This window comes from Bacillus sp. B1-b2 (genome assembly GCF_009183415.1).
Classification (GTDB): Bacteria; Bacillota; Bacilli; order Bacillales; family Cytobacillaceae; genus Niallia.
Genome location: NZ_WEHU01000008.1, coordinates 1 through 24,365, shown reverse-complemented (window position 1 = coordinate 24,365; position 24,365 = coordinate 1). Strand labels below are relative to the sequence as shown.

General features: G+C 34.6%; 23 protein-coding genes. 15 read left to right on the top strand and 8 right to left on the bottom strand.

The window, feature by feature from the left end; genetic code table 11:
- Positions 1-250: 250 nt before the first annotated feature.
- Both F9279_RS09425 and F9279_RS09420 read left to right on the top strand, forming a co-directional pair.
- On the top strand, positions 251-655 hold the full coding sequence (locus F9279_RS09425) for a VOC family protein (protein WP_152112395.1): 405 nt from the start codon (positions 251-253) through the stop codon (positions 653-655).
- An 83-nt stretch (positions 656-738) separates the two neighbouring features.
- Positions 739-1,245, top strand: coding sequence for a L,D-transpeptidase (locus F9279_RS09420; protein WP_193224524.1), 507 nt, complete (start codon positions 739-741; stop codon positions 1,243-1,245).
- A gap of 43 nt (positions 1,246-1,288) precedes the next feature.
- Here F9279_RS09420 and prli42 read toward each other — a convergent pair whose 3' ends face one another.
- Entirely contained in the window at positions 1,289-1,387 is a 99-nt protein-coding gene (gene prli42, locus F9279_RS09415) for a stressosome-associated protein Prli42 (protein WP_152112394.1), read from the bottom strand.
- 179 nt (positions 1,388-1,566) lie between these two features.
- Between prli42 and F9279_RS09410 the strand changes: the two genes are divergently transcribed.
- The 5 genes from F9279_RS09410 (at position 1,567) to gndA (ending at position 6,903) form a co-directional block, all read left to right on the top strand.
- The gene (locus F9279_RS09410; RefSeq protein WP_152112393.1) at positions 1,567-2,688 is read left to right on the top strand and encodes a tripeptidase T; all 1,122 of its coding nucleotides are present in this window, start codon (positions 1,567-1,569) and stop codon (positions 2,686-2,688) included.
- A gap of 322 nt (positions 2,689-3,010) precedes the next feature.
- Entirely contained in the window at positions 3,011-3,229 is a 219-nt protein-coding gene (locus F9279_RS09405; RefSeq protein ID WP_152112392.1) for a hypothetical protein, read from the top strand.
- Between the two features lie 347 nt (positions 3,230-3,576).
- A complete protein-coding gene (locus F9279_RS09400; protein WP_152112391.1) occupies positions 3,577-4,044 on the top strand; it encodes a chemotaxis protein CheW in 468 nt (155 codons plus the stop codon).
- A 39-nt stretch (positions 4,045-4,083) separates the two neighbouring features.
- Positions 4,084-5,349: a DNA polymerase IV gene (locus F9279_RS09395; protein ID WP_152112390.1), complete on the top strand. Its 1,266-nt coding sequence runs from the start codon at positions 4,084-4,086 to the stop codon at positions 5,347-5,349.
- Positions 5,350-5,490: 141 nt separating this feature from the next.
- Positions 5,491-6,903 (top strand): NADP-dependent phosphogluconate dehydrogenase, encoded by a 1,413-nt coding sequence (gndA, locus tag F9279_RS09390; RefSeq protein WP_152112389.1) that lies wholly within the window; start codon positions 5,491-5,493, stop codon positions 6,901-6,903.
- Between the two features lie 247 nt (positions 6,904-7,150).
- On the opposite strand, the gene F9279_RS09385 is transcribed toward gndA, so the two are convergent.
- Positions 7,151-8,248 carry a metallophosphoesterase gene (locus tag F9279_RS09385; RefSeq protein WP_152112388.1) on the bottom strand — a complete coding sequence of 366 codons (1,098 nt, stop codon included), beginning with the start codon at positions 8,246-8,248 and terminating at the stop codon, positions 7,151-7,153.
- Between the two features lie 78 nt (positions 8,249-8,326).
- Entirely contained in the window at positions 8,327-9,799 is a 1,473-nt protein-coding gene (zwf, locus tag F9279_RS09380; protein WP_226793418.1) for a glucose-6-phosphate dehydrogenase, read from the bottom strand.
- A gap of 398 nt (positions 9,800-10,197) precedes the next feature.
- On the opposite strand from zwf, the gene rnz reads away from it, so the two are divergent.
- Both rnz and F9279_RS09370 read left to right on the top strand, forming a co-directional pair.
- A complete protein-coding gene (rnz, locus tag F9279_RS09375; RefSeq protein WP_152112386.1) occupies positions 10,198-11,112 on the top strand; it encodes a ribonuclease Z in 915 nt (304 codons plus the stop codon).
- Positions 11,113-11,440: 328 nt separating this feature from the next.
- Positions 11,441-13,597, top strand: coding sequence for an NTTRR-F1 domain (locus F9279_RS09370; protein ID WP_152112385.1), 2,157 nt, complete (start codon positions 11,441-11,443; stop codon positions 13,595-13,597).
- 237 nt (positions 13,598-13,834) lie between these two features.
- On the opposite strand, the gene F9279_RS09365 is transcribed toward F9279_RS09370, so the two are convergent.
- Together F9279_RS09365 and F9279_RS09360 are read right to left on the bottom strand one after the other, a co-directional pair.
- The gene (locus tag F9279_RS09365) at positions 13,835-14,671 is read right to left on the bottom strand and encodes an STAS domain-containing protein (protein WP_152112384.1); all 837 of its coding nucleotides are present in this window, start codon (positions 14,669-14,671) and stop codon (positions 13,835-13,837) included.
- Between the two features lie 369 nt (positions 14,672-15,040).
- Complete coding sequence (locus F9279_RS09360; RefSeq protein ID WP_152112642.1) at positions 15,041-15,448, bottom strand: MerR family transcriptional regulator; 408 nt, start codon at positions 15,446-15,448, stop codon at positions 15,041-15,043.
- 233 nt (positions 15,449-15,681) lie between these two features.
- Here F9279_RS09360 and F9279_RS09355 point away from each other — a divergent pair, with 233 nt between their 5' ends.
- A complete protein-coding gene (locus tag F9279_RS09355) occupies positions 15,682-16,722 on the top strand; it encodes an NAD(P)-dependent alcohol dehydrogenase (RefSeq protein ID WP_152112383.1) in 1,041 nt (346 codons plus the stop codon).
- A gap of 90 nt (positions 16,723-16,812) precedes the next feature.
- Here the strand turns inward: F9279_RS09355 and F9279_RS09350 are convergent, their stop codons facing one another.
- Complete coding sequence (locus tag F9279_RS09350) at positions 16,813-17,901, bottom strand: GerAB/ArcD/ProY family transporter (protein WP_152112382.1); 1,089 nt, start codon at positions 17,899-17,901, stop codon at positions 16,813-16,815.
- 295 nt (positions 17,902-18,196) lie between these two features.
- Between F9279_RS09350 and modA the strand changes: the two genes are divergently transcribed.
- Positions 18,197-18,994, top strand: a complete 798-nt coding sequence (modA, locus tag F9279_RS09345; RefSeq protein WP_152112381.1) for a molybdate ABC transporter substrate-binding protein — start codon at positions 18,197-18,199, stop codon at positions 18,992-18,994.
- A 4-nt stretch (positions 18,995-18,998) separates the two neighbouring features.
- A complete protein-coding gene (modB, locus tag F9279_RS09340) occupies positions 18,999-19,655 on the top strand; it encodes a molybdate ABC transporter permease subunit (RefSeq protein ID WP_152112380.1) in 657 nt (218 codons plus the stop codon).
- Between the two features lie 135 nt (positions 19,656-19,790).
- Here modB and F9279_RS09335 read toward each other — a convergent pair whose 3' ends face one another.
- Positions 19,791-20,270, bottom strand: coding sequence for a hypothetical protein (locus tag F9279_RS09335; RefSeq protein ID WP_152112379.1), 480 nt, complete (start codon positions 20,268-20,270; stop codon positions 19,791-19,793).
- A 185-nt stretch (positions 20,271-20,455) separates the two neighbouring features.
- Between F9279_RS09335 and F9279_RS09330 the strand changes: the two genes are divergently transcribed.
- The 3 genes from F9279_RS09330 to F9279_RS09325 all read left to right on the top strand — a co-directional run bounded on the left by F9279_RS09330 (position 20,456) and on the right by F9279_RS09325 (position 21,703).
- Positions 20,456-21,124 carry an alpha/beta fold hydrolase gene (locus F9279_RS09330; RefSeq protein WP_226793385.1) on the top strand — a complete coding sequence of 223 codons (669 nt, stop codon included), beginning with the start codon at positions 20,456-20,458 and terminating at the stop codon, positions 21,122-21,124.
- A 21-nt stretch (positions 21,125-21,145) separates the two neighbouring features.
- Positions 21,146-21,286 (top strand): hypothetical protein, encoded by a 141-nt coding sequence (locus tag F9279_RS25150; protein WP_193224523.1) that lies wholly within the window; start codon positions 21,146-21,148, stop codon positions 21,284-21,286.
- 72 nt (positions 21,287-21,358) lie between these two features.
- Positions 21,359-21,703 carry a hypothetical protein gene (locus tag F9279_RS09325; protein WP_193224522.1) on the top strand — a complete coding sequence of 115 codons (345 nt, stop codon included), beginning with the start codon at positions 21,359-21,361 and terminating at the stop codon, positions 21,701-21,703.
- A gap of 212 nt (positions 21,704-21,915) precedes the next feature.
- Here the strand turns inward: F9279_RS09325 and F9279_RS09320 are convergent, their stop codons facing one another.
- Entirely contained in the window at positions 21,916-23,874 is a 1,959-nt protein-coding gene (locus tag F9279_RS09320) for an LTA synthase family protein (protein WP_152112377.1), read from the bottom strand.
- Positions 23,875-24,365: the final 491 nt, after the last annotated feature.

Here is a 24,365-nt window from a genome sequence, read left to right as displayed (position 1 = left end):
TATTCACTTGGTACATGACACAATAGTATCCATGTTTCTACCAGTTGATTTATGAAGTCTGGCTTTGCTAAGTTACGCCATGACTAACTTTAGGTAAAATCAAACCCCTTCCATTAGAATTAGAAAGGAAAAGTTTCGAATATTAGAGATAACAGAGTTTAAACACTTAATTTGCATATTGATGCATGGTCACTTAGATGTTTTAATAATATCAATGATTGGAAACTAAAGAAGGGGTTGGTGAAGAGAAATGATTTATCGAATTGGAACAACCTATCTACCAGTAAAAAATGTGAAAGACTCTGCTACATGGTACAGAACCGTTTTAGGGGCAAAGCAGAATTATATAGATGAAAGTAAAGCGATACTTGAGTTGGCTAACCAAAGTATTTTCTTAGTTCGAGTACAAGACAGTCAGAATGCTAATTTTTTTGATTGGGATGGTAAGGAGCATTTTTCTCTTACTTTTGAGGTGAATGGTCTAGAAGCTCTAAAAGAGCTACATGAAAAGTGCTCTAATCAAGGAGTCCATGTTGGTGAGATAGAAAACAGAGGACATCCAGGGAGGAACTTTGTTTTCTCTGACCTTAATGGAAACTTATTCGATGTTTGGAGTGAACTTAGTCCGGATTATAAGAAGAGATATGATGTTTAAGGGTAGTAATCTTTCAGTAAAATACTTCGTATAAAGGGATAAATATCCACACACAATATAGAAAAAAGTGGAGTGTGATAGATATGTTACAGTTAGTGCTTTCGTTTCTTTTAACCGTATCCCCTATATGGCCATTAGGACAAAATCCACTACCAGGAGATCCTTTTATTATCATAAACAAACTAAATAATGAAATGTCATTAATAGATGATAATCGCGTTCAGACATCCATTAGTGTAGCAACAGGCAAAAAAGAAAATCTAACACCAGAAGGCTTATTTACTATTACAGTCAAAGCTACAAACCCTTATTACAGAAAGAAAGATATTGAAGGAGGAGACCCTAAAAATCCGCTAGGGACTAGGTGGATTGGCTTTAATGCAAAAAACTCAGATGGAAGAACGTATGGAATTCACGGTACCAATAATCCTGCATCTATTGGTCAATATGTATCAGAGGGATGTATCAGAATGCAAAATGAAGCTGTTGAATCTATTTTTGATCTAATTCCTCTAGGGACAAAAATTTTAGTGATAACTTCAGAAAAAACAGCTTTAGATTTAGCGAAAGAATATGGTGCGATAAATTAAGAAAGGCGAAGAAGCAGCTGCTTCCCCGCTTTTTTTAATCCTATTAAAATAACATTCCTATTCCAATTAAAAGGGAAGAAGCTAACATGATAAAAATCATTAAATAAACAACTATTTTTTGTAACCTTTTTTTCTTTTTCATAAAGTCCTCCATTGTATAAGCTGTGCTTATTTATATTGTACTAAGAATATGATTGGTGGACAACTATAAATAGATGGAACTTTATCAATGGACTTAATATTAGACTATGATTTTCATTTGAAGTTCGCCTTTTATAGGCGTATACTAAAAATGTCAGTAATTATTTGGAGGAACGAAAAATGATTAATCAAGAGCGCTTATTAAATCAATTCTTAGAATTGGTGAAAATTGATTCTGAAACAAAATTCGAGAAAGAAATTAGTGTAGTTCTAAAGAAGAAATTTGAAGATTTAGGTTTAGAAGTATTCCAAGATGATACAACTGCGATCACGGGGCATGGAGCTGGCAATCTAATATGTACGCTTCCTGCAACAAAAGAAAATGTGGACCCAATTTATTTTACCTCTCATATGGATACTGTAGTACCAGGAGTAGGTGTAAAACCTTCTATTAAAGATGGATACATAGTAACAGATGGAACAACTATTTTAGGGGCAGATGATAAAGCTGGTCTTGCAACAATGTTAGAAATTTTATCCGTAATTAAAGAGAACAACATACCTCATGGTTCTATTCAATTTGTTATTACAGTTGGAGAAGAGTCAGGTTTAGTTGGTGCTAAGGCATTAGATCCTGCTTTAATAAAAGCGAAATACGGCTATGCACTTGATAGTGATGGAAAAGTAGGAAACATTGTGGTAGCTGCTCCTACACAAGCGAAAATTAAAGCAACTGTTTTAGGTAAAACAGCTCATGCAGGTGTAGCACCTGAAAAGGGAGTTTCTGCGATTACTGTTGCAGCTAAAGCCATTGCTAGAATGCCTTTAGGAAGAATTGATTCAGAAACAACAGCTAACATCGGAAGCTTTGCAGGAGGACAACAGACGAATATTGTTTGTGATCATGTAGATATCCTTGCAGAAGCTCGCTCCCTTGTAGAAGAAAAGATGTTAGCACAAGTAGATAAAATGAAAGAAGCATTTGAATCTGCTGCGAAAGAAATGGGCGGAGACGCTATTGTAGAAGTAGAAATAATGTATCCTGGCTTCAAATACGGAGAAGGAGACCACGTAGTAGAAGTTGCCAAAAAAGCAGCGGCTAAAATCGGAAGAAGCTGTGAACTACTACAAAGCGGCGGTGGCAGTGATGCCAATGTAATTTGTGGATTTGGTATTCCAACAGTGAATTTAGCTGTAGGTTATGAAGATATCCATACAACAAATGAAAAAATGCCAATCGAAGAGTTGAACAAATTGGCTGAAATGGTCTTAGCAATTATTGCAGAAGTAACAGGAGAATAAGAGGATAGGATTGTTTCTTTTGAGAAGCAATCCTTTTTATTTAATAAAGAAAAGGGCTGGGACATAACTAGCTGGCTCCTCATCAAAGGTGAACAAGTGATCTGATGTGTTTTTTTAAATAGTTGTGTTGTATGAACAAGTTCCTTCCATTGCTAGATAGATAACTCAACACCCTTGGTAAGATCTTTCTTCCTTCTATTTATATTCACTTTTTCTCTGAGAAAAGTCATCTTATAACCAAGAGATAACTAGCATAAGAAAAGTAAATAAAGGGTAAACTATCATAAAGTTAACCGCTATAAAAGGATGAGGTGAATCTAAAATGGAAGATAAGAAAAAGAGTTTGAAGGAAACGTATACCCAATCTAATATGGATAACCCAGAACAATATCCAACGGAAAATATTAGCATCTTCGATATGTTTGAGTCAGAGCAAACCGTAGATGCACTGCCATTAGAGGATGTAAGAGAAGAGTGGAGAGAAGAGAAGATGAAACACTATACAAAAAGTACTTCTTCTAGTGAGAAAAAATATTTATAGGCGATTATATTGGGAAATAAAATGAGGATGGGACAAAATCCTCCTTTCTAAACGAAAAAGCCATGAAATTTTACGATGAGTAAAATTTCATGGCTTTGTTTTATTTTTTTCGTTAAGGGTTTGATAAATACAAAGGCTCTCAGCCAAAACCACATTCTCACAGGTGGTACATACGTATTGCAGCAGAATATACAAATAAATCATTTTCTGAGAACTAAACAACCAAACCTAATAAACTTGTATCATTATGCAAACAAGCGTTTCTATTAATACTTGCAATTATATGCAAAACAGAGGAAAATATTATTAGAATATTATACAGTTTGGTTTAAAATGGGGGAATTGAAATGATAGATAAAAAAGTCGTTATTTTTAAAGTAGTAAACGGGGAATACTCTATAGATGTGAATTATGTCATTTCTATAGAAAAAGAAGAAAATATTACACCTGTACCACAATTACCAGCATTCGTTAGAGGACTTACGAAAGTAAGAGAGGAATTAATACCAGTTATTGATTTACAAAGTGTTTTATATAATCGATTAACAGAACAAAGTGTACATAATAAGTTAATTGTTGTTCGCACGTCTGATATGTCATTCGCTGTTATTGTAAATGATGCCAAGGAGATCTTAGATATTAAAGAAGAGCACTTTAAAAATGTAGGTATCGCAGCATATCAAAAAACAGAATATATTACTAATGTAATCAATCTAGAAAATCGCTTAATCTTAATGTTAGATCCTACCATTCTGTTAGATTCACTTGAAGGAGTAAAGGATATTAAAGAGTTTATGAAAAATCAGCCTGCATAATCTTATCCGTCAGGCTACTTAAAGGATGGTCAGTTAAATATGAAGGAATACTATCCTAAAAATGGCCGAGTTATTTTACATGTTGATATGAATAGTTTTTATGCATCTGTGGAAATGGCGTATGATGCAAACCTTAAAGGCAAACCAGTAGCTGTTGCAGGAAATGCAGAAGAGCGAAGAGGGATTATTATTACTTGTAGTTATGAAGCAAGGAAATTCGGTGTAAAAACCACCATGCCATTATGGGAAGCGAAGAAACTTTGCCCTGATCTAATTACCCTGACTCCTAATTTTCAGAGATATCGTACAGCTTCACTAGCTATGTTTCAAATATTGTATGAATTTTCAGAATTGGTGGAACCAGTATCAATTGATGAAGGGTATGTAGATATAACGAACAGTTATGATTTAGGTTCTCCCATTCATATTGCAAATACCATACAAAAGCAAATCTTTGAACGACTAGATCTACCTTGTAGTATTGGTATTGCTCCAAATAAATTCCTTGCTAAAACAGCTTCTGATTTGAAAAAACCGATGGGCATTACTATATTAAGGAAAAGAGATATTCCTATCATCCTCTGGCCATTAGATGTTGAAGAGATGCACGGTATAGGAGCTAAAACAGGAGAGAAATTGCGATCAATTGGAATAGCTACTATTAAGGATTTAGCAATGGCAAATGATATTCAATTAAAAGCACTATTAGGAATTAATGGATTTCGTCTAAAGGAAAGGGCAAATGGCCGAGATAATCGGCTTGTAGATCCTGAAGCTGCGAATGAATTCAAAAGTATTGGTAACTCCACCACTTTACCAAGAGATGTAAAAAACCAGCAAGAGCTATTTAAAGTAATCGAATCACTATCTGATAAAGTAGCAACAAGAATGAAAAAAAAGCAAGTACATGCGCAGAATATTAGTGTCACTATACGGTATAGCAATCGCAAAAATTATTCCAAAAGTAAAAAACTACAAAACCCAATAAAAACTTTAGAAGAAATCAATCAGTTTAGTAAAGAAATCTTTTTATCAGTATGGGATGGTAATCCCGTTCGATTACTAGGTATAACAGCAAGTGATTTAATAGACAATAATATAGTAGTAAAGCAATTAGATTTGTTTTCCTATGAAAAGGAAGCAGATAAAGAACCGTTGTGGTCAGCTATTGAGAAGCTTAAATCAAAGTATGGAAAATCTATTATTGAACCTGCTTCTGAACGAAATAATATTTCACAAAAAGAAGAAGATGTAGGCACACATACTAGTTTTAATAAAGATTTTTTACATGGAAAGAAATTTTAATAAACCAAATGAAATTAAAAAATATTTTTTCGAAAATGGACCAAAAACATGGTATCATATAGTTGCATTAGTTTATAAATCTTGCTAAAGTAAAGTGAATTCTACTATTACCTATATATAGTTTAGAAAGGAACGTTTAACATGACAAAACAACAATTTGGTGTAATCGGTTTAGCGGTAATGGGTAAAAACCTAGCTATGAACATCGAAAGCAGAGGCTATACTGTTTCCGTTTTCAACCGTTCTAAAGAAAAAACAGAAGAAATGCTGAAAGAAACAGAAGGAAAGAATTTAGTAGGAACGTACACTTTAGAAGAATTTGTACAATCATTAGAAGTTCCTCGTAAAATTATGTTAATGGTTAAAGCAGGACCTGCTACAGATGCTACTATTGAGCAATTAAAGCCTTTATTAGATAAAGGAGATATTGTCATTGATGGTGGTAATACTTTCTTTAAAGATACACAAAGACGTAATAAAGAACTTAGCGAGCTTGGTATTCACTTTATAGGTACTGGTGTATCAGGTGGAGAAGAAGGAGCTTTAAAAGGACCTTCTATCATGCCTGGTGGTCAGAAAGAAGCATACGAGCTAGTAGCTCCAATCTTCCAAGATATTTCTGCTAAAGTTGGCGATGAGCCTTGTACAACATACATTGGTCCAGATGGTGCTGGTCACTATGTAAAAATGGTACACAACGGTATCGAGTATGGAGACATGCAATTAATCTGTGAAGCATACTTCATTATGAAAAATGTTCTTGGATTAGACGCACAAGAACTTCATGAAGTATTCTCTGAGTGGAATAAAGGTGAGCTTGATAGCTACCTAATTGAAATCACTGCAGATATCTTCACGAAAGTTGACGAAGAAACTGGTAAGCCACTAGTTGATTTAATTCTTGATACGGCTGGTCAAAAAGGTACTGGTAAATGGACTAGTCAAAGTGCTCTAGACTTAGGTGTTCCACTTCCAATGATCACTGAATCTGTATTTGCTCGTTTTATTTCTGCAATGAAAGAAGAGCGCGTAAAAGCAAGTTCAGTTCTTTCTGGACCAGAAGTGAAAGCTTTCACTGGCGACAAACAAGCTTATATCGAATCTGTTCGTAAAGCATTATACTTAAGCAAAATCGTTTCTTATGCGCAAGGTTTTGCTCAAATGAGAGAAGCTTCTAATGAGTATGATTGGAACCTAAATTATGGTGAGATCGCAATGATCTTCCGTGGTGGATGTATCATCCGTGCACAATTCTTACAAAAAATTAAAGATGCATATGATCTTGATCCAGAATTGAAAAATCTTTTATTAGATCCATACTTCAGTGAAATCGCTGAGAACTATCAAGCTGCACTACGTGAAGTAATTTCAGGAGCAGTTCTAAACGGAATTCCTGTACCAAGCTTTGCTGCTGCATTAGCTTACTTCGATAGCTACCGTACAGCTACTTTACCGGCTAACTTACTTCAAGCTCAACGTGATTACTTCGGTGCACACACTTATGAGCGTGTAGATAAAGAAGGCGTATTCCATACAAATTGGATGGAGAAATAATATGAAAAGAAGCACTCTGCATTTGCAGTGTGCTTCTTCTCGTTTTTACAACTCTTAATCATATAATAGTTTTTCGTCTCCCATATTATCACGATGAATAGTTTCAACCCAAGTTAGAAGTGATAGCAAAAATTTAAATAGATAACTTTTAATTTTACGCAATCAAAGAATATAGTAACAAAAAAGATAATAGTTAGTTCCTATTATCTTCAATAAAAATATCTAAATATAAGAATATTAAGTAACTTTATTCAAAAGTTATATCAATATAAAGAATTTCAGAACGACTCCCGATTCGAATGGGAGGACCCCAAAAGCCAAACCCAGAAGATACAATAGCATGTAGTTGTTTCTTTTTCTTATAACCCCAGTCTAATTCAAATACTTTCTTAGTGATTAAATGATTGGGAGCCATTTGTCCGCGATGAGTGTGTCCAGACAGTATAACATCAATCCCATCATTCATGGCAGCTTCTAGTTCTGCTGGTTGATGGTCCATCATTACAATAGGCAAAGTTGATTCTTCATTTTCTAAAAGAGAAGGTATCGTTAATCTGTCTTTATCTGTTTTATCTTTTCGACCAATCAATCGGATAGTATCATCAATGGTTATTTTTTCATCTAATAATATTTTAACCCCTACACGCTCCATTTCTTTAATAAATTCAGGTATCATCTTCCCATAATATTCATGATTTCCTAATACACCGTAAATCCCTAGTGGAGCATACAGCTTTGCTAGTTGATCTCCCATTTTCTTTTTCATAAAGGGAGTAGGATCATCATCTATAATATCGCCAGGGAATAATATTAAATCAGGCTGTAAGTCGTTTATATTGGTTACTAAGCGATTTAGATGCTTCCTCCCAGATAAAGTGCCGAAATGCATATCAGACGCCATTGCTATCTTCAGAGAAGGTCTACGTGCGTGTTTTTTTGCAATGGTTAGTTTGTAGGTACGAATAATAGGAGAATAAGCATTAAAGGACCCATAGATTAAAATAAATGCAATTAAAAGAAAGGTAATACTCCCGATTATTTCTGTAGCTTGAATATAAGGATTTAATACATAACAAGCTATGTTTGCGATTGGGAATATCAATATTCCATATTGTAAAATGGCTAACCAATAAGAGCCAATAATTTTGAAAAAAGAGAAGTGGCTAACATGACTAAGAATATAGGAATAACCAAATAAGATTATTAATGCAATGTATGGAATTGGATAATCTAATATCTCTAAGGAAGAGAGCCAAACATAGCCATTCCAACCAATATAGAAGAGAATGATCGTATATATAAGAAACGCAACACTAACACCAATAACAGCCTTTAATCTGTTCATAAAAATAATTTCTCCTTACTTTCAATGATAAAGAAAAAACGTGAATAGTTTTTTATTCACGTTTTCGTATTTAACTATTTAACAGATATCTACTTCAAATTGGTTTACTGGCCACCAGAAGAAGCCATCTTGTTCTAATAATTCATCTGCTTCTTTAGGTCCTACTGTCCCAGCAGCATAATTAGGGAAATGTGTAGCTTCTTTTTCTGTCCATGCTTGAGAAATCTTATCAACATAGCTCCAAGATAATGCTACTTCATCCCAGTGAGTAAAGTTTGTTGCATCTCCTTTTAAGCTGTCATCAATAAGTTTTTCATAAGCTTCTGGCGTGTTAATGCCTGCAATACCAGTATTAGCATAACTCAGCTTAATAGGTGTTGCTTCCATGTTTTGTCCTGCTTTTTTCGCATTCAAGTGAAGCGTAATTCCTTCTTCTGGTTGAATGTGAATGACTAAAAGATTTGGTGTGATTTCTTGATTAGGACGGTTATATAAATTCATTGGGATATCTTTAAATTGAATAACAATTTTCGTTGACTTGCTGTCTAATCTTTTTCCTGTACGGATATAGAATGGAACACCAGCCCAACGGAAATTATCAATCATTACTTTTCCAGCAACAAATGTTTCTGTATTAGAACTTGGGTTTACCATTTGTTCTTCACGGTATCCAGGTACTTCTACACCATCAAATTGACCTTTACCATATTGACCTCTTACAAAGTAGTTATCTACATCTTGAACTTCCATTGGTCGCATAGCACGGAAAACCTTAACTTTCTCAGATCGTATTTCATCAGGAGTTAGTTTAATTGGTGGTTCCATTGCAAGAAGTGCAACCATTTGTAGCATATGATTTTGTACCATGTCACGAAGCGCACCACTTGTCTCGTAGTATCTTCCGCGTTCTTCCACTCCTAATACTTCACTAGAAGTTACTTGGATGTTTGAGATATAGCGATTGTTCCATAGATTTTCGAAAATAGCATTAGAGAAACGAATTGTTTCAATGTTTTGTACCATTGCTTTTCCAAGATAATGGTCAATACGGTACACTTCATTCTCTGAAAATGCAGTACGAATTTGCTCATTTAGTTCTTTGGCAGATTCTAAGTCATGACCAAATGGTTTTTCAATAATCAATCGTTTAAATCCTTTTACATCAGTTAAACCGTCTTGTTTTAAATGAATGGCAATAGGACCAAAGAATTCTGGTGCCATTGCTAGGTAGAATACACGATTTCCATTAAGGGAATATTTAGTGTCTAAATCATTTGCGATACTTTTTAATTCTTGGTAAGAGCTAGAATCAGCGACATCATGGGAATGATAGCAGAAGAAAGAAGCAAATGTTTCAAGTTGTTCTGGATCTGTGCTTTTCATTGCTTCTGAAACAGAGTTAATGATATTAAGTTTAAACTGCTCTTGTGTTAATGTTCTTCTTCCTACACCAACTACAGCAAAATTAGATAATTTTCCTTTTGTATAAAGACGGTATAATGATGGGAATAACTTTCTATTAGCTAAATCTCCAGTAGCACCGAAGATCATGATAAGTGCATTTGATGGTTGTTGTTCGTTCACTTTTTACGTACCTCTTTTCATTATATGTATGTAAAAATTCAATACGGCATTAGCTCTCTTAATATTGTAACTTAAATTACCTATACAGTTATAAAATTTTAACTTTTTATTTAAGATATAGCAACCCTTATGTTTTGAATTTTTGCAAAAATTTAAACTATTTATATTTAACGTTTTTTATTTTCGTCATTGTAGATATTACAATATAATAGAAAAAGTTACTAGAGAAAAGATTCGAGAAATGAATAGATTTTAAATTTTGATTAATTATTAGAATTATTAATAGTATGAAATAATATATTATAATTTATTCTCAAAGGAATATTTGTGATTAAAGAAAAACTTACAGAAAGAAGTGGCTTCAAATGAAACTACAATTTTTAGGTACTGGTGCGGGTGTACCAGCAAAAGCAAGAAATGTTACAGCAATCGCTTTAAAGATGCTTCAAGAAAGAGGAACTATATGGCTATTTGACTGTGGAGAGGCAACGCAGCATCAAATTTTACATACAAGTATTAAACCTAGAAAGGTAGAAAAGGTTTTTATTACGCATTTGCATGGAGACCATATTTACGGCCTACCTGGTTTTTTATCAAGTAGATCTTTTCAAGGTGGAGAGTCACCTGTTACGGTCTATGGTCCAAAAGGGATAGAAGAATACATTCGCATTAGTCTTTCTATTAGCCAAACTTATCTAAAATATGAGCTAAAGGTAGTAGAAGTGCAAGAAGGAATTATTTTTGAGGATGATAGTTTTTATGTGGAAGCAAGAGAATTAGACCATGGAGTCACAAGCTTCGGATATAGAATTGTGGAGAAAGATCGCCCTGGAAAACTGGATACAGATAAATTATTGGAATACGGTATATCACCAGGACCAATCTACAAACAAATTAAAGAAGGAAAAGATGTAGTATTACAGGATGGATCCATAGTACAAAGTGGTGAGTTTGTTGGTTCCTCTATTAAAGGTAGGATTGTAACTATTCTTGGTGATACTAGATTTTGTGCTAATGCACAAACATTAGCAAGTAATGCTTCTATCCTTGTACATGAAGCAACTTTTTCAGAAAAGGAAGAAGAAATAGCAAAAGAATACTTCCATTCTACCACTACACAAGCAGCTACAATTGCTAAGGATGCAAATGTAGAAAGATTAATTATGACTCATATTAGTGCAAGATATGATTATACTGATACAGAGCAATTACTTACAGAGGCAAAGAAAGTTTTTGAACATGTATCCATTGCTGAGGATTTAGCTGAATTTGATATATAAAAAAAGTATTAGGATATACCTTTTTCTATTTTACATAATTTGAATAATGAAGAAAAGTAGAGCAATATTTAATCTACTTTTTTTATTTTAATCTATATAAGGAAATCCACTTATAAATGAATGGATGTTTTATAGGTGGGGAAATTTCTGTAAAGTAAAAAATATTAATAGATGAATAGTTTTTTTAAGCGGAAGTTATTAATTTACTTCCGCTTTTTTCGTTTAGTAGAAAAAATGTGTTAGTGATTGTCGTGAAGCGTTTAGCCAAAGAGGAGCTCTTTTTCATATGATATCTAGTTAAGAAATATAAAAAAGAAAGGAGTATTAGATGAGTATAATAAATTTTATTACGAATGGTGGGTTTGAATCAGGAGATTTAACTGGTTGGATTTCATCTTCTAATTCTTCCGTTACAAGTCAATTTTCGCATTCAGGGGTCTATTCTGCTTTACTTCAACAAGGAGAAACGCCAGCTTATATTGGTCAATTTGTACCAGTGAATCCTGAGGAAAGCTATGAAGTAATTCTATCATTGGCTAAAGTTAATACAAATCCAGCACCTACTGTATATATTCAATTATTTTTCTATGGTTCTAATTCGGAGTTACTTGGTACAGGCTTTTCTACCTATGTTCCTTCAAGTAGACTGCCAAATGCTCAAACTAGTTCATGGCATGATATTTATTTAACAACTATGACTGCACCAAGTGGTACTAGTCAAGCTTATTTGCTTATAAATACTATTCCTTTACAAGGTGGTTCTGATGTTTTAGTAGATGATGTAACGATTTTAACTGTTTCGGGTGTTAGTGGACCAACAGGACCAACGGGAGCAACAGGCCCAGCTGGAGTAGCTGGAGCAACAGGAGCAACCGGGCCAGCTGGAGTAGCAGGTCCAACGGGAGCCACAGGTCCGGCAGGGGTAGCAGGTCCAACGGGAGCAACAGGAACTGCCGGAGTAACCGGACCAACAGGAGCAACAGGAACCGCAGGAGTAAGAGGTGCAACGGGAGCAACCGGTCCGGCAGGAGTAGCAGGTGCAACGGGAGCAACAGGAACTGCCGGAGTAACTGGACCAACGGGAGCAACAGGAACTGCCGGAGTAACTGGACCAACGGGAGCAACAGGAACTGCCGGAGTAACTGGACCAACGGGAGCAACAGGAACTGCCGGAGTAACCGGACCAACAGGAGCAACAGGAACCGCAGGAGTAAGAGGTGCAACGGGAGCAACCGGTCCCGCAGGAGTAGCAGGTGCAACGGGAGCAACCGGCCCAGCAGGAGTAGCAGGTGCAACGGGAGCAACCGGTCCGGCAGGGGTAGCTGGACCAACGGGAGCAACAGGAACTGCCGGAGTAACTGGACCAACGGGAGCAACAGGAACTGCCGGAGTAACCGGACCAACAGGAGCAACAGGTCCAGTGGGAGTAGCCGGACCAACAGGAGCAACCGGTCCGGCAGGGGTAGCTGGCCCAACGGGAGCAACAGGACCTGCCGGGGAAATTGGCCCAACGGGAGCAACAGGACCTACAGGAGAAACCGGCCCAACGGGAGCAACAGGACCTGCAGGAGAAGCCGGCCCGACAGGAGCAACAGGCCCAGCAGGAGAAATCGGTCCAACGGGAGCAACAGGCCCAGCAGGGGAAATTGGTCCAACGGGAGCAACAGGCCCAGCAGGAGAAACCGGCCCAACGGGAGCAACAGGCCCAGCAGGAGAAACCGGTCCAACGGGAGCAACAGGGACTGCAGGAGAAACCGGTCCAACGGGAGCAACAGGGACTGCAGGAGAAACCGGTCCAACGGGAGCAACAGGCCCAGCTGGGGAAATTGGCTTAACGGGAGCAACAGGAACCGCAGGAGTAACTGGCCCAACGGGAGCAACAGGCCCAGCAGGAGAAATCGGACCAACGGGAGCAACAGGCCCAGCAGGGGGAATTGGTCCAACGGGAGCAACAGGAACCGCAGGAGAAACCGGTCCAACAGGAGCAACAGGCCCAACAGGCCCAGCAGGGGAAATTGGTCCAACGGGAGCAACAGGACCACCAGGAGTGACGGGTCCAACAGGTCCTACCGGAGCTACCGGACTGCCTTCAGTAGCAGCACTATTCTATGATCAGCCTACAGTACCTATAGTTATCCCTTTAGGTACAGAAACAATAGTTAATACTATTACAGTACCAGTAACTGCAGGAAACGAAATAAAAATAGACACTTCCCAAGTTGTTGCTTTTGTTACAACTGCCAACTGGGTAGTTAATTTTAATGTAATTTTAAGAAGAAATGGGACAATATTAAATCAACAAACACTTTCGAGAACGGGTACTGCTGCAGGAACACAAAGATTCAATCTGGCAGTCACGTATGTAGATTTGCCACCTACAGCTGGGACAAACACCTATACTGTTAACGTTATTACTACAACTGTAGCAAATATAACGTCAGCTAGTGCTGAATCAAGATCAACCAATATTATCAGATTCGTTTAAAATAGAATGACTACCTTGAGAATTAAGGTAGTCATTTTAATAAGTATATATAATTAGTAAATGGAAAATAAAATGGGAAATTAATGTAACTTTATAATGGTTTCTATATGGTAGCTAGAGGAAATAAAAGCAAATATTATTAGAATATAAATCAATATTTAAGATGAAATATCATATCATTCTAAAATAATGAAGCCTTCGAAATTTTTACCAGGCATTTAGAAGGCTTCTTCTATTTTATATGTATGCCAACTTAATTGATTTTGCAAGTGTAGAGTTAACAGATACCTTATCAAATTTTAAACCAAGTTGTATAGCTGTTTGAGCTACTTCTGGTCGAATTCCAGAAAGATGGGTTTTCACACCGATTAAGGATAAAGCATCAATTAATTGAAAGATTTGTTGTGCTACCATCGTATCAATTATAACTACACCAGAAAGGTCTAAAAGTAAAACGTTAATACCTAAGCGATTACATTCCTCTAAGGTTTTTTCTAAGAGAATTTTTGCACGAGTTGTATCAATCTCTCCAACTAGTGGTAATAAAGCAACATTGCGATTGAGTGCTATTACTGGTGTGCTAAGCTCTAAAATTAATTCTTGTTGGGCATGTAGTCTTTTTTCGGCATTTTTATTGAATTCTTTTGTAAACCACTCTATTACATGATTCATTGTGACTGTAATAGAGTGGTATATTTGGTGGATTTCTTGTATGGAGTAGTTATCTTTATCCCTTTCTATGAAGAGTTTGGCTAATTTTAAATACTGTTCTTGGGTCCTATGAAATTCTTTAATAATAAACTGTATAGGAGTTTGCGTGTGCTCTGGGTCACTGGCTACTTTTAAAATCCATGATTTGAAGTCGAATAGAAATGCTTCTTTCTCTTTATTAAAAACCTCAGAAAATTTTACATGGAATTCATAGTTTTGTTGTTTTAATAATTCTATGACACTTGGGTTTTCTGTAGCATAGATCCCAGCAGTATTAGACTTATCAATGCTCGTATACCATTCCTCTGTTAAACTCCATGTTTTTTCAATAAAAAATTGGTAAAGTTGATTATTTACGTACAACTTATAGTCCTCCCAAAAGTAATTAAATCTAAGGAAATTTCCTTCTTATTAAAGAAATTTCTTAGAAATGGCTGAGTAAGTATTCAGCCTGTATTAGTAATAGTAGATTTTTCTGATGTAAGCTAAATAAATCCTGAGTATATATATTTTCACATTTTGAGTAAGCTCTCTTATCTATGCCTCTTTATGACTTGTTAATGGTGAAAGCTTATTATTATTAAACACATATTATCATCAGAAAAAGCTACTATCTTTTACCCAATACAGAATAATTTAAAACATAAAAAACATATATTTTTCTCCTATTAATTAAAAAAGAATTCTAAATCTGTACATATACTTAATAAAAGAATCCAGTGTCCATTAAATTTAATTAAATTCTAGCTTTCGTTTCTTATGGATTTCCTCTGTTCCTGCATCTAAGGCAGACATGTAATAGGTGCATTTATGATTAATTATCTCCATTGTTTTTCTTAACTCGTCCATTTGTGCTTCTACCGTTGCTTTTCTCTCTAGGAATAGGTCGTACCTTTGTTGTAACGTGGAGTCTCCCTCCGAACACCATGCTATAAACCCTTTTATATCTTTAATAGGCATACCTGTAGCCTTCAAGCATTGAATGATTTTTAATGCTTCAATATCGGATTCCTTAAATATTCGAATTCCTCTTGCATTACGTTCTACAAAAGGCATTAGTCCTTCTTTATCATAGTACCGTAATGTATAAATGGTAAGATTTAATTCTTTTGCTGCTTCACTAATAGAATAGGTTATCATCATAAGCTCCTCTTCAATCTATTTTTGCGAAATTCTATCATTTTGGTTCAACCTTGTCAAAAAATACTAATCTTCTTTTTATAAAAAATTTTCCTCATTGCTTGACCTAGAGTTAACTAGAGGTATTATTCTATTCTTGGATAGAGATAAGGAGAGACAGTAGTTAAAGCTTCTTTCAGTAAAGTAAGCTCCTTCTTTTCTCGTTACATTTATTATTTATGGAGGTTGAAAAGATGACAATCGCTAAAGCAAGGGCTGTTTATGGTGCAAAAGAACAGTTCCAAGCAACTGAAAATAAAAGACGTGAGCTTGATTTACAGGATGTATTAATTGAAATAAAATATGCAGGGATTTGTCATTCAGACATTCATACTGCACATGGAGAATGGGGAGCTGTTAATTATCCATTAGTACCTGGACATGAAATAGCTGGTATTGTAACAGAAATAGGCTCAGAGGTAACGAAATATCAAGTAGGGGACCGTGTAGGTGTTGGATGCATGGTTGATTCTTGTAAAGAATGTGTAAACTGTTTAAAAGGAGAAGAACAGTATTGTTTAAAAGGAAATATTCCTACATATGCAGGTGTAGACAAATATGGAGAACCAACGCAAGGAGGCTATTCTACTCATATAGTTGTGACAGAAGACTTTGTAGTGAAGATACCTGATAACATTCCACTTGATGCGGCAGCTCCATTACTTTGTGCGGGTATTACAACTTATTCGCCACTCAGACGTTGGGGAGCGGGTCCAGCGAAGAAAGTAGCAGTAGTTGGATTGGGAGGACTTGGGCATATGGCAGTTAAAATTGCTCATGCGATGGGTGCAGAGGTAACCGTCCTATCACAAACTTTGAGCAAGAAGGAAGATGGATTACAGTTTGGAGCTACTAGTTATTATGCTACTAGTAATCCAGAAACCTTTGAGATACTAGCTGGTACATTTGATCTTATTATAAACACAGTAAGTGCTAGTATCGATTTAAATGCATATTTCTCCTTATTATCTCTAGATGGAACAATGGTTAATGTCGGTGCACCTGGAGAGCCTTTATCACTGAATGTGATGGCACTTATAGGTCATCGTCGTTCTTTTGCAGGATCTATGATAGGTGGCATTCAAGAAACACAAGAAATGTTAAACTTCTGTGCAGAACATAGTATTGTGCCTAATATTGAGATTATTTCAGCTGATCAAATTGACGAAGCATATAAACGTGTATTAGCTTCAGATGTTAAATATCGCTTTGTAATAGATACTAGTACGATATAAAAAGTAATAAATGATGTCCAATTATTCAGTTATTGGGCATCTTTCTTATTATTAAATAAAAATAGCTTGGTACAACATAAATCTAAGAGATTAATTTTTTTGATGTTTAAAAAGCATGATAATCATAAGAAAAGCAGGAAACATAAAGAAAAATGGTAGGCTTAGTAAATAGGGTACTACTGTTACAGATTCTTGCAGATGATCTGTTAGACTAAAGCTAATAAAAGTAGAAAATAGGGTAGATACACAAATCATTGGAAAAACAAAAAAACGGTAAGGTATTTGGAATATATACTCAAGTCCTTTTAATCCTGCCAAAAGAAAGATAGCGATTTTAATAATGACACCCAATGCAATAATAAAAACAGCTAAAGCATCAAGCCTTTGGATAAAATCAGCTATATTTATTAACCTAGCTGCACCAACTAAAGGGAAATTAGTATAAATTGCTCTACTTGCTCCTAGGGAAGCAGTAATAGTAAAAGTAACAATAGAAAGAATGATACCTGAAATAAAAACAGCTGAAATGATTGTTTTTTTTGTTATTTTGTTAGTAGGTAAGCTGGAAAAGAAAAATGTTAAAGCAAATAATTGTCCGTAGGGGCGAATAATTTCATAAGGAAAGATAGATTGAAAAAGTGGAGTCACTCCATTTGCTAAAATTGGCTGAATCTTTTTCATTTCCATATTCCCACTTGAGAATAACAGGATGGTGAGAAGAAAAATAAAGAAAAGTCCATATGGAGTAAATACTTCCGTAACTCTCCCTAATACCTCAATTCCTAAGTAAAGTATGTAACCAATTATAAACAATAATAAGAACATCGAGAATTCGATGGGGGTATTTGGAATAACATAGACACTTATTAACTCTCCAAAGTCACGGGTAACTCTTTCAGCTAAGTAAAAAAAGTAAATGATATAAGTAAGAGTAATAATAATAGATATAGGACGATTAAAGATTAGCTCTACTATATCAAAAAAGTTCTTCTTAGGAATTAGCTCTTGAAAATAATTATAAAACATACTAATCAAGATACCTATGAAAGAAGTGATTAAAACCGTTATCCATGCATCCTCCATAGTATCTTTACCAAGACCAATGATAAGTGAACTGCCTAAGTTGAAATATAATATAATGGTAAGTAATTGATTGGAAGAAATTTTTTCTTTCAGCATAACCTTTTTCTCCTTTTTGGTAAGACAATATTCATACAAGAACATAATGATATTATTAGTAATATTAATAGGAGTATTCTCATTATTAATAAATGACTTAAAGTTGTAGAAAATCAGATAGATACAGTTGTTCTGAATGTTTAGAGGACAAGAAAGAGTGATGAAAAGGCTCGGTAAATAGATTCTAAACGATAAGTCATTCATTTATTCAGGAATAAACTAGTGAATAGAATAATAGTTTTCAAACAAAAAACTAGCTATAATTAGTAATAACTAAAGATAAAGGAGTTACAGAATGAAAAAAATAGTACCTAAAATGCTTATACTAATGTTCTTCCTTACTGCTTGTTCAACAAATGAACAAACAGAAACTTCAGAGAAACTAGACACAGAATCTCCAAAATCAGTAGAATTGACTGTTTCAGCTGCTGCTAGTTTACAAGATGCACTAACGGATATAAGCGAAGAATTTGAAAAGGAACATTCTACTATCAAAATAAATTACAATTTTGGTGCGTCTGGTGCTCTACAACAACAAATTTCACAGGGTGCTCCTGTTGATTTATTCTTTTCTGCTGCAGAAGATAAGTTTGATACATTAGTTGCTGAAGGATTGATAGAAGAGAAGAATGGAATAGATTTAGTAGGTAATAGTTTAGTATTGGTTACTCCTAAAAATTCTTCTATAGAAATGAAGAGCTTTAATGATATGACAAAAGCCAATACAGTAGCTTTAGGGACACCAGAATCAGTTCCAGCGGGAAAATATGGAAAAGATACATTAGAAAATATAGGAGTATGGGATGATATAGAAGATAGAGTAGTATTTGCAAAAGATGTTCGTCAAGTACTTACATATGTGGAAACGAATAATGTGGATGCAGGAATTGTGTATCAAACAGACGCTTTAACCTCAGATAAAGTAAATATAGTTGCTACAGCTGAAGAAGACTTACATGGTCCGATTATTTATCCTCTAGGTATTGTGAACAATAGCTCTCATTTGGAAGAAGCAGAACTTTTTTATAACTTTCTGAAGGATAATCATGCTATTAATATACTAGTAGAATACGGATTTAAGGATCTTCGATAAAACAATGAATAATAGTTTTTGGTCACCCGTTTTATTATCTATTGAAATAGCAACTGTATCATCCATTATAGTAATTGTTTTAGGATTATTTCTTGGTAAATTCATGGCAAAACGAAAGTTTAAAGGAAAAGTGTTTGTAGAAACATTTTTACTACTTCCCTTAGTTTTACCTCCTACTGTAGTAGGCTTTTTGTTAATTATTATCTTTGGTCGGAATAGTCCAGTCGGTCAAATGTTAGAATGGGTATTTCATCAACCAATTATGTTCACAATGTGGGCTGCTGTTATAGCTTCTACCATTGTTGCATTTCCAATGATGTATCAGTCTGCTAGGACAGGGTTTGAAGGCGTAGATGGCGATATAGAGAATGCTGCACGAGTAGATGGTGCAAATGGTTGGTATGTATTTATTTTTATCTCTATTCCCCTTGCTTTGAAATCAATTATTTCAGGTGCCATTCTAAGCTTTGCAAGAGCTTTAGGAGAATTCGGAGCGACCTTAATGTTTGCAGGGAATATTCCTGGAAAAACGCAAACAACTCCAACAGCAATTTATGTGGCAATGGATTCAGGAAATATGGAGTTAGCATGGTTATGGGTCATTAGTTTAATCGTTATATCCTTTATTATGTTGGTTTGCGTATATGTTGTTAGGTCTTGATGAAGGAAGAAGATGAAAGTGAATATCGAAAGACAGCAAACCACAATAAATCATAAACTCTATTTTAAGAATAGAATTTGTGATTTATTTTTTAAAAGTTAGAATAGGGGAGTATTTATTATATAAACGGTCTTTTTATGACTTTATTTTGTATTTCAGAGATAGATTTAATAATAAATACCGGATCACAAATCCGCTAGCTAAACCAGGAATGACAAAAATCATTGGTGTGAAAACTGGCCCTAATACCTGGCCGAAAAATTTAATTACATTGGAATAAATAAGACCAAGGGTAACAAATGCAGCAGCCGAAGCAAATGGAAGAAATGCAAGCTCCTCATTTTCAGGCATTTCATACTTATAGGCATCCCACATGGCAAAGAAATATAAAAAGGCATAAGACATTAACCATTGATAATCAACAATAGAAGAAGCATTCGAGAATTCTCCTAAAAAACTAAGCATAATAGCTTTGTTAAAATGACTGCAAACATTAATGGTGATCTCTGATAATACAAATAGGGTACCTTTAAAATATTGACCAGTCAATAATTGGCTAAATCCTGGTAAAGCAATGCTCCACATAATCGATTGAAACTTACCTAATTTTGTCATAAAATATTTCTCCCTAAAGCTTTTAACGTTATATTGTGAAATTAACCTATTAGTTATGTATACCTAAATAAAATAAATACCTTCTATTATAAATTGAATAGAAAGATATATACAGTAATACTAAATTATAGTAACGTTTTATTAAATACAAATATAAGGAGGTGTTTCCTATATCTAAAATATATATGTTACATGGATTTATGGGAACAAGTAAAACGCATTTTTCCAATCAATTAAATTTCTTAGAAAAAGAAAACTACGAAGTGATTTTACTTGATTTACCTGGTCATGGAAGTTCAGAGAAAGTGGCTGTTGATGATTACTTTGAAGATGCGGTAAATTGGGTCATCACAAAGATAAAGGAACAAGGAAAAGGGTATATAATTGGTCTATCATTAGGTGCTTCTATCGCTGTTCATATTGCATTGAGAGAACCAAACATATTATCTGGAATTATGTTAACTGGTTATTCACCTTTCATACCAGATGAACTAAAATCTGTTATGGAAAAACAGTATCACCATTTTTTACATATTGAACAGAATGATGAGAATGTTGCTAGGCATTTTAAAGAGCTTCATGGTGATAAGTGGTTTGATACTTTACAAAAGGTTCTATACTCACAAACATTTCATTACCCTAGTCTTTTCGAAACAGATCTAAGGGACTTGAAAGTACCAACATTAGTGTTGAATGGTAGTAACCAACAGCATGAAATAGATTCTGTACATTATATCAAAACACACAATAGCATGGTTGAAGTAGGATTGATTCCACAAGCAGGACATACAGCTAATATAGATCAACCAGATATTTATAATAATATGATGAGCGAATTTCTACGCAATAATTGAAACTTGAGGGTGAGATATTTAATGAATGTTCATCTAATACATAATATCGAGAAAGAACAAGATTGGGTTACCTTAAAAGGTGATTTTGAACAATATCATGTTTATGGAGATAATGAAGATTATGTGGAGGATACACTGATTTTGATGAAAAAAGCAGTGTAAGGATGCTTTCATTATCCTTTTTATATCCATCTTGAAGCATATGATGAAGATGATGTGCAGTCAATATTATTAATGTGCAATAGGTTAGACATTTATCATCAAAAGTCAGGAAGAAAAGTACTTACCATGTCTGGTGGGAAAACGTATCATGCAGAAGTACCATCTTTTACAGTGAAAATCTCCAGTGAACAAGAATTAGATTATGTTAGTGAGCAATGGTTTCATTTTGCACAGGAAAATAATATGTGGTTACTTACACAGTGTTCCAGTCTGCAATATAAAGATGGTTTTGCCACCATTGATATTGGAAATGAGCCAACTATTTTATTAGTTGATCATGATGCACAAGGTATCCTGTTTATTACTGGTTCTGTTTATTATCAGAATAAGGATCGTATATTATCTCTTTTCCAATAAGGAGAGAAAACTAATTACGATAACAATGCTCGTTCATATTTTGATAAGAGCCTGAAAGGAATTGAAAAAAATATCATTCAAGAAGGTTAAGAAGCACAGGGGAAATAATCAAATACAAAATGTAAAAAGTGGTTTACTGATTTAATATTGGTCATAAATAAAACCCCCGAATATGTTTATTCGGGGGTTAATTAGCTGTAGAATAACTATACTTATTCTACTTCACTAGTGTTCGACGCTTCATTTTTATAATTATACTTGGATCGATCTACAGGAGTGAAGCCTTCTGGTGTATAAAAACGTAATAAATCTCCATTTACTACTTTATCCGATAAATATAGTTTATGCTCTACAGATTCTTGATATTCTTTAGCAACTTCTAATTGAGTATCATCTAATAATAAACCTGATGTAGTATCGTAGTATTTTCCACCAGTATAAGTGATAGTTGGACTTACATAACTACCATTACGGAAAGGTACTACTTGATCATGTTGTTCAGATAATAGGTCTGTCCCTAACTGTACATACTCTCTTGTATCAATCCCTAATAAATGTAACAAGGTTGGAAGTAAATCAATTTGTCCGCCATACGTATGATTGACTCCACCTTCTAAACCAGGTGTATGAATAATTAATGGTACTTCTTGTAGTGTTACATTATCTGTTGGTGTAATTTCGTCTTTTCCAAGTACTGTTTTCATGGCTTTATTATGATTTTCTGAAATACCATAGTGATCCCCATACATAACAATAATGGAGTTTTCATATAAACCTGTTTCCTTCAGGTAGGTGAAGAATTGCTCTAATGCTTCATCCGCATATCTTGCTGTTTGGAAGTACGTATCCACCGATTTATCTCCCGTTGTATGTGGGGCAATAGACGCTTCTTCTTCTGGAATTGGATATGGATAATGGTTTGTTACTGTAATAAACTTCGTATAGAAAGGTTGTGGTAACGATTCTAACAGTGTTTTTGATTGTTCAAAGAACGGTTTATCCATTAAGCCGTAATCTGCTAAGTCTTCTGTTTTCATATCATAATAAGCAGAATCAAAAAAGTTAGTGTATCCAAATGATTTGTAGATTTCATTACGGTTCCAGAAGGTTCCTGCATTTCCATGGAACACGGCTGAACTATACCCGTTTTGACCTAGAATTGCAGGAGCTGCCTGATAGGTATTTAACCCTTTTGTTGTAAATGCTGCACCTTGTGGTAATCCGTATAAAGAATTTTCTAGCATAAATTCTGCATCTGCTGTCTTCCCTTGAGCAGTTTGATGATAAAAGTTATCAAAGTAAAGGGTATTGGCATCTTTAGTCAAGGAGTTAAGGAATGGCGTTACTTCTTCTCCATTTAACTGATAATCAACCAGGAAATTCTGAATGGATTCAAGATGGAAATAGATAACATTCTTCCCGTTAGCAGTGCCAAAATATGTTGGATTTGGCTCAGCATAATTTGATTGAGTGAAGTTAATTACTTCCGTAATATCATTACTTTTCGCCGTAACTCTTTGTGCAGATGCTTTTGTACTTTGTACAGCATCATATATCGTATAGTTGTACATTCCTAAATATTTCACAATATAATTTCGATCAAAACCACGTGTTAATAGTTCTGGTCGATCTGTCTCAGCTATAGAAAGGTTTAAAAAGGAAATCCCTAGAGCTAAAGAAAGTAATGCCGCGACTTTACGACGTTTCATATCTGTTCTTTCTATTTTAAACACTTTAAAAATCAGTAATCCAATTAACACAAGAAAATCTATAAAGAAAAAGAAATCATGTGCGCGTAATAAGGAGCTTACACTTCCGCTAACATCCCCAAAATTCTGTGTTTGGAATAAAGTTGGCAATGTAATAAAGTCGTTAAAGAATCGATAATATAAAACATTCGCATATAGTAAAAACGTCATGAAGAAGTAAATCACCATAAGCATAATATATTTTTTACGACCTTTAAAGAAGTAAGCTAATCCTAAAAATAGTAACGACGATCCTAAAGGATTAAAGAATAAAAGAAATTTTTGAAGTGTATTGTCTATTCCTAGGTCAAATTGTGTAAGTTGTATTATATACGTTTTCATCCAAAGGAAAAATACGGTCAATAGAAAAAGGCTAAAGAATTTATTAGATGTATTTTTTAATGTAAGTAATAAGCTTTTCATGGTTGTGTTGCACCTACCTCCTAGCAATCTATTATATTTCTAAAACAAAATTTTAACATACTTTAACGTAAAATTAAAATAAAAACATAAAACACTCTATTTTTCTTTACAATAATATTAATTCTTTACAATGTAATTTATGGGTGAAGTTGTCCTTCTAGAACAGCACAAAGGGAATGAATGAGATATTAAGACTTATTTTATAAGGGATGGATTATTGCATTTAGTTAGCTGTTAAGTCGCAACAAATCAGCACTCCTTACTTAGGTTCTTAAGGAAATGAGTGTTTTTTTCTCTGCTACATTAGTTTCAATACTCTACAAGTTATTTAAAGTATTCATGAACTGTTTTTTCTAGAAATTACTAATTGAATCAATTTCATAAATTTAACGCTTAGAGCCTCAAGCTCTCAGAGATGCAAAAAAAGGAGTACCTCCCCAAAATGTCGAATTTAGTAAGCACCACACAAACTAATCAGACTGGAGGAAGAC

Bases quoted from the DNA above. Each gene is read 5' to 3' on its own strand.
- F9279_RS09425 (WP_152112395.1), top strand. From the start codon at position 251: ATGATTTATCGAATTGGAACAACCTATCTACCAGTAAAAAATGTGAAA.
- F9279_RS09420 (WP_193224524.1), top strand. From the start codon at position 739: ATGTTACAGTTAGTGCTTTCGTTTCTTTTAACCGTATCCCCTATATGG.
- prli42 (WP_152112394.1), bottom strand. From the start codon at position 1,387: ATGAAAAAGAAAAAAAGGTTACAAAAAATAGTTGTTTATTTAATGATT.
- F9279_RS09410 (WP_152112393.1), top strand. From the start codon at position 1,567: ATGATTAATCAAGAGCGCTTATTAAATCAATTCTTAGAATTGGTGAAA.
- F9279_RS09405 (WP_152112392.1), top strand. From the start codon at position 3,011: ATGGAAGATAAGAAAAAGAGTTTGAAGGAAACGTATACCCAATCTAAT.
- F9279_RS09400 (WP_152112391.1), top strand. From the start codon at position 3,577: ATGATAGATAAAAAAGTCGTTATTTTTAAAGTAGTAAACGGGGAATAC.
- F9279_RS09395 (WP_152112390.1), top strand. From the start codon at position 4,084: ATGAAGGAATACTATCCTAAAAATGGCCGAGTTATTTTACATGTTGAT.
- gndA (WP_152112389.1), top strand. From the start codon at position 5,491: ATGACAAAACAACAATTTGGTGTAATCGGTTTAGCGGTAATGGGTAAA.
- F9279_RS09385 (WP_152112388.1), bottom strand. From the start codon at position 8,248: ATGAACAGATTAAAGGCTGTTATTGGTGTTAGTGTTGCGTTTCTTATA.
- zwf (WP_226793418.1), bottom strand. From the start codon at position 9,799: ATGATCTTCGGTGCTACTGGAGATTTAGCTAATAGAAAGTTATTCCCA.
- rnz (WP_152112386.1), top strand. From the start codon at position 10,198: ATGAAACTACAATTTTTAGGTACTGGTGCGGGTGTACCAGCAAAAGCA.
- F9279_RS09370 (WP_152112385.1), top strand. From the start codon at position 11,441: ATGAGTATAATAAATTTTATTACGAATGGTGGGTTTGAATCAGGAGAT.
- F9279_RS09360 (WP_152112642.1), bottom strand. From the start codon at position 15,448: ATGATAACCTATTCTATTAGTGAAGCAGCAAAAGAATTAAATCTTACC.
- F9279_RS09355 (WP_152112383.1), top strand. From the start codon at position 15,682: ATGACAATCGCTAAAGCAAGGGCTGTTTATGGTGCAAAAGAACAGTTC.
- F9279_RS09350 (WP_152112382.1), bottom strand. From the start codon at position 17,901: ATGCTGAAAGAAAAAATTTCTTCCAATCAATTACTTACCATTATATTA.
- modA (WP_152112381.1), top strand. From the start codon at position 18,197: ATGAAAAAAATAGTACCTAAAATGCTTATACTAATGTTCTTCCTTACT.
- modB (WP_152112380.1), top strand. From the start codon at position 18,999: ATGAATAATAGTTTTTGGTCACCCGTTTTATTATCTATTGAAATAGCA.
- F9279_RS09335 (WP_152112379.1), bottom strand. From the start codon at position 20,270: ATGACAAAATTAGGTAAGTTTCAATCGATTATGTGGAGCATTGCTTTA.
- F9279_RS09330 (WP_226793385.1), top strand. From the start codon at position 20,456: ATGTTACATGGATTTATGGGAACAAGTAAAACGCATTTTTCCAATCAA.
- F9279_RS25150 (WP_193224523.1), top strand. From the start codon at position 21,146: ATGAATGTTCATCTAATACATAATATCGAGAAAGAACAAGATTGGGTT.
- F9279_RS09325 (WP_193224522.1), top strand. From the start codon at position 21,359: ATGTGCAATAGGTTAGACATTTATCATCAAAAGTCAGGAAGAAAAGTA.
- F9279_RS09320 (WP_152112377.1), bottom strand. From the start codon at position 23,874: ATGAAAAGCTTATTACTTACATTAAAAAATACATCTAATAAATTCTTT.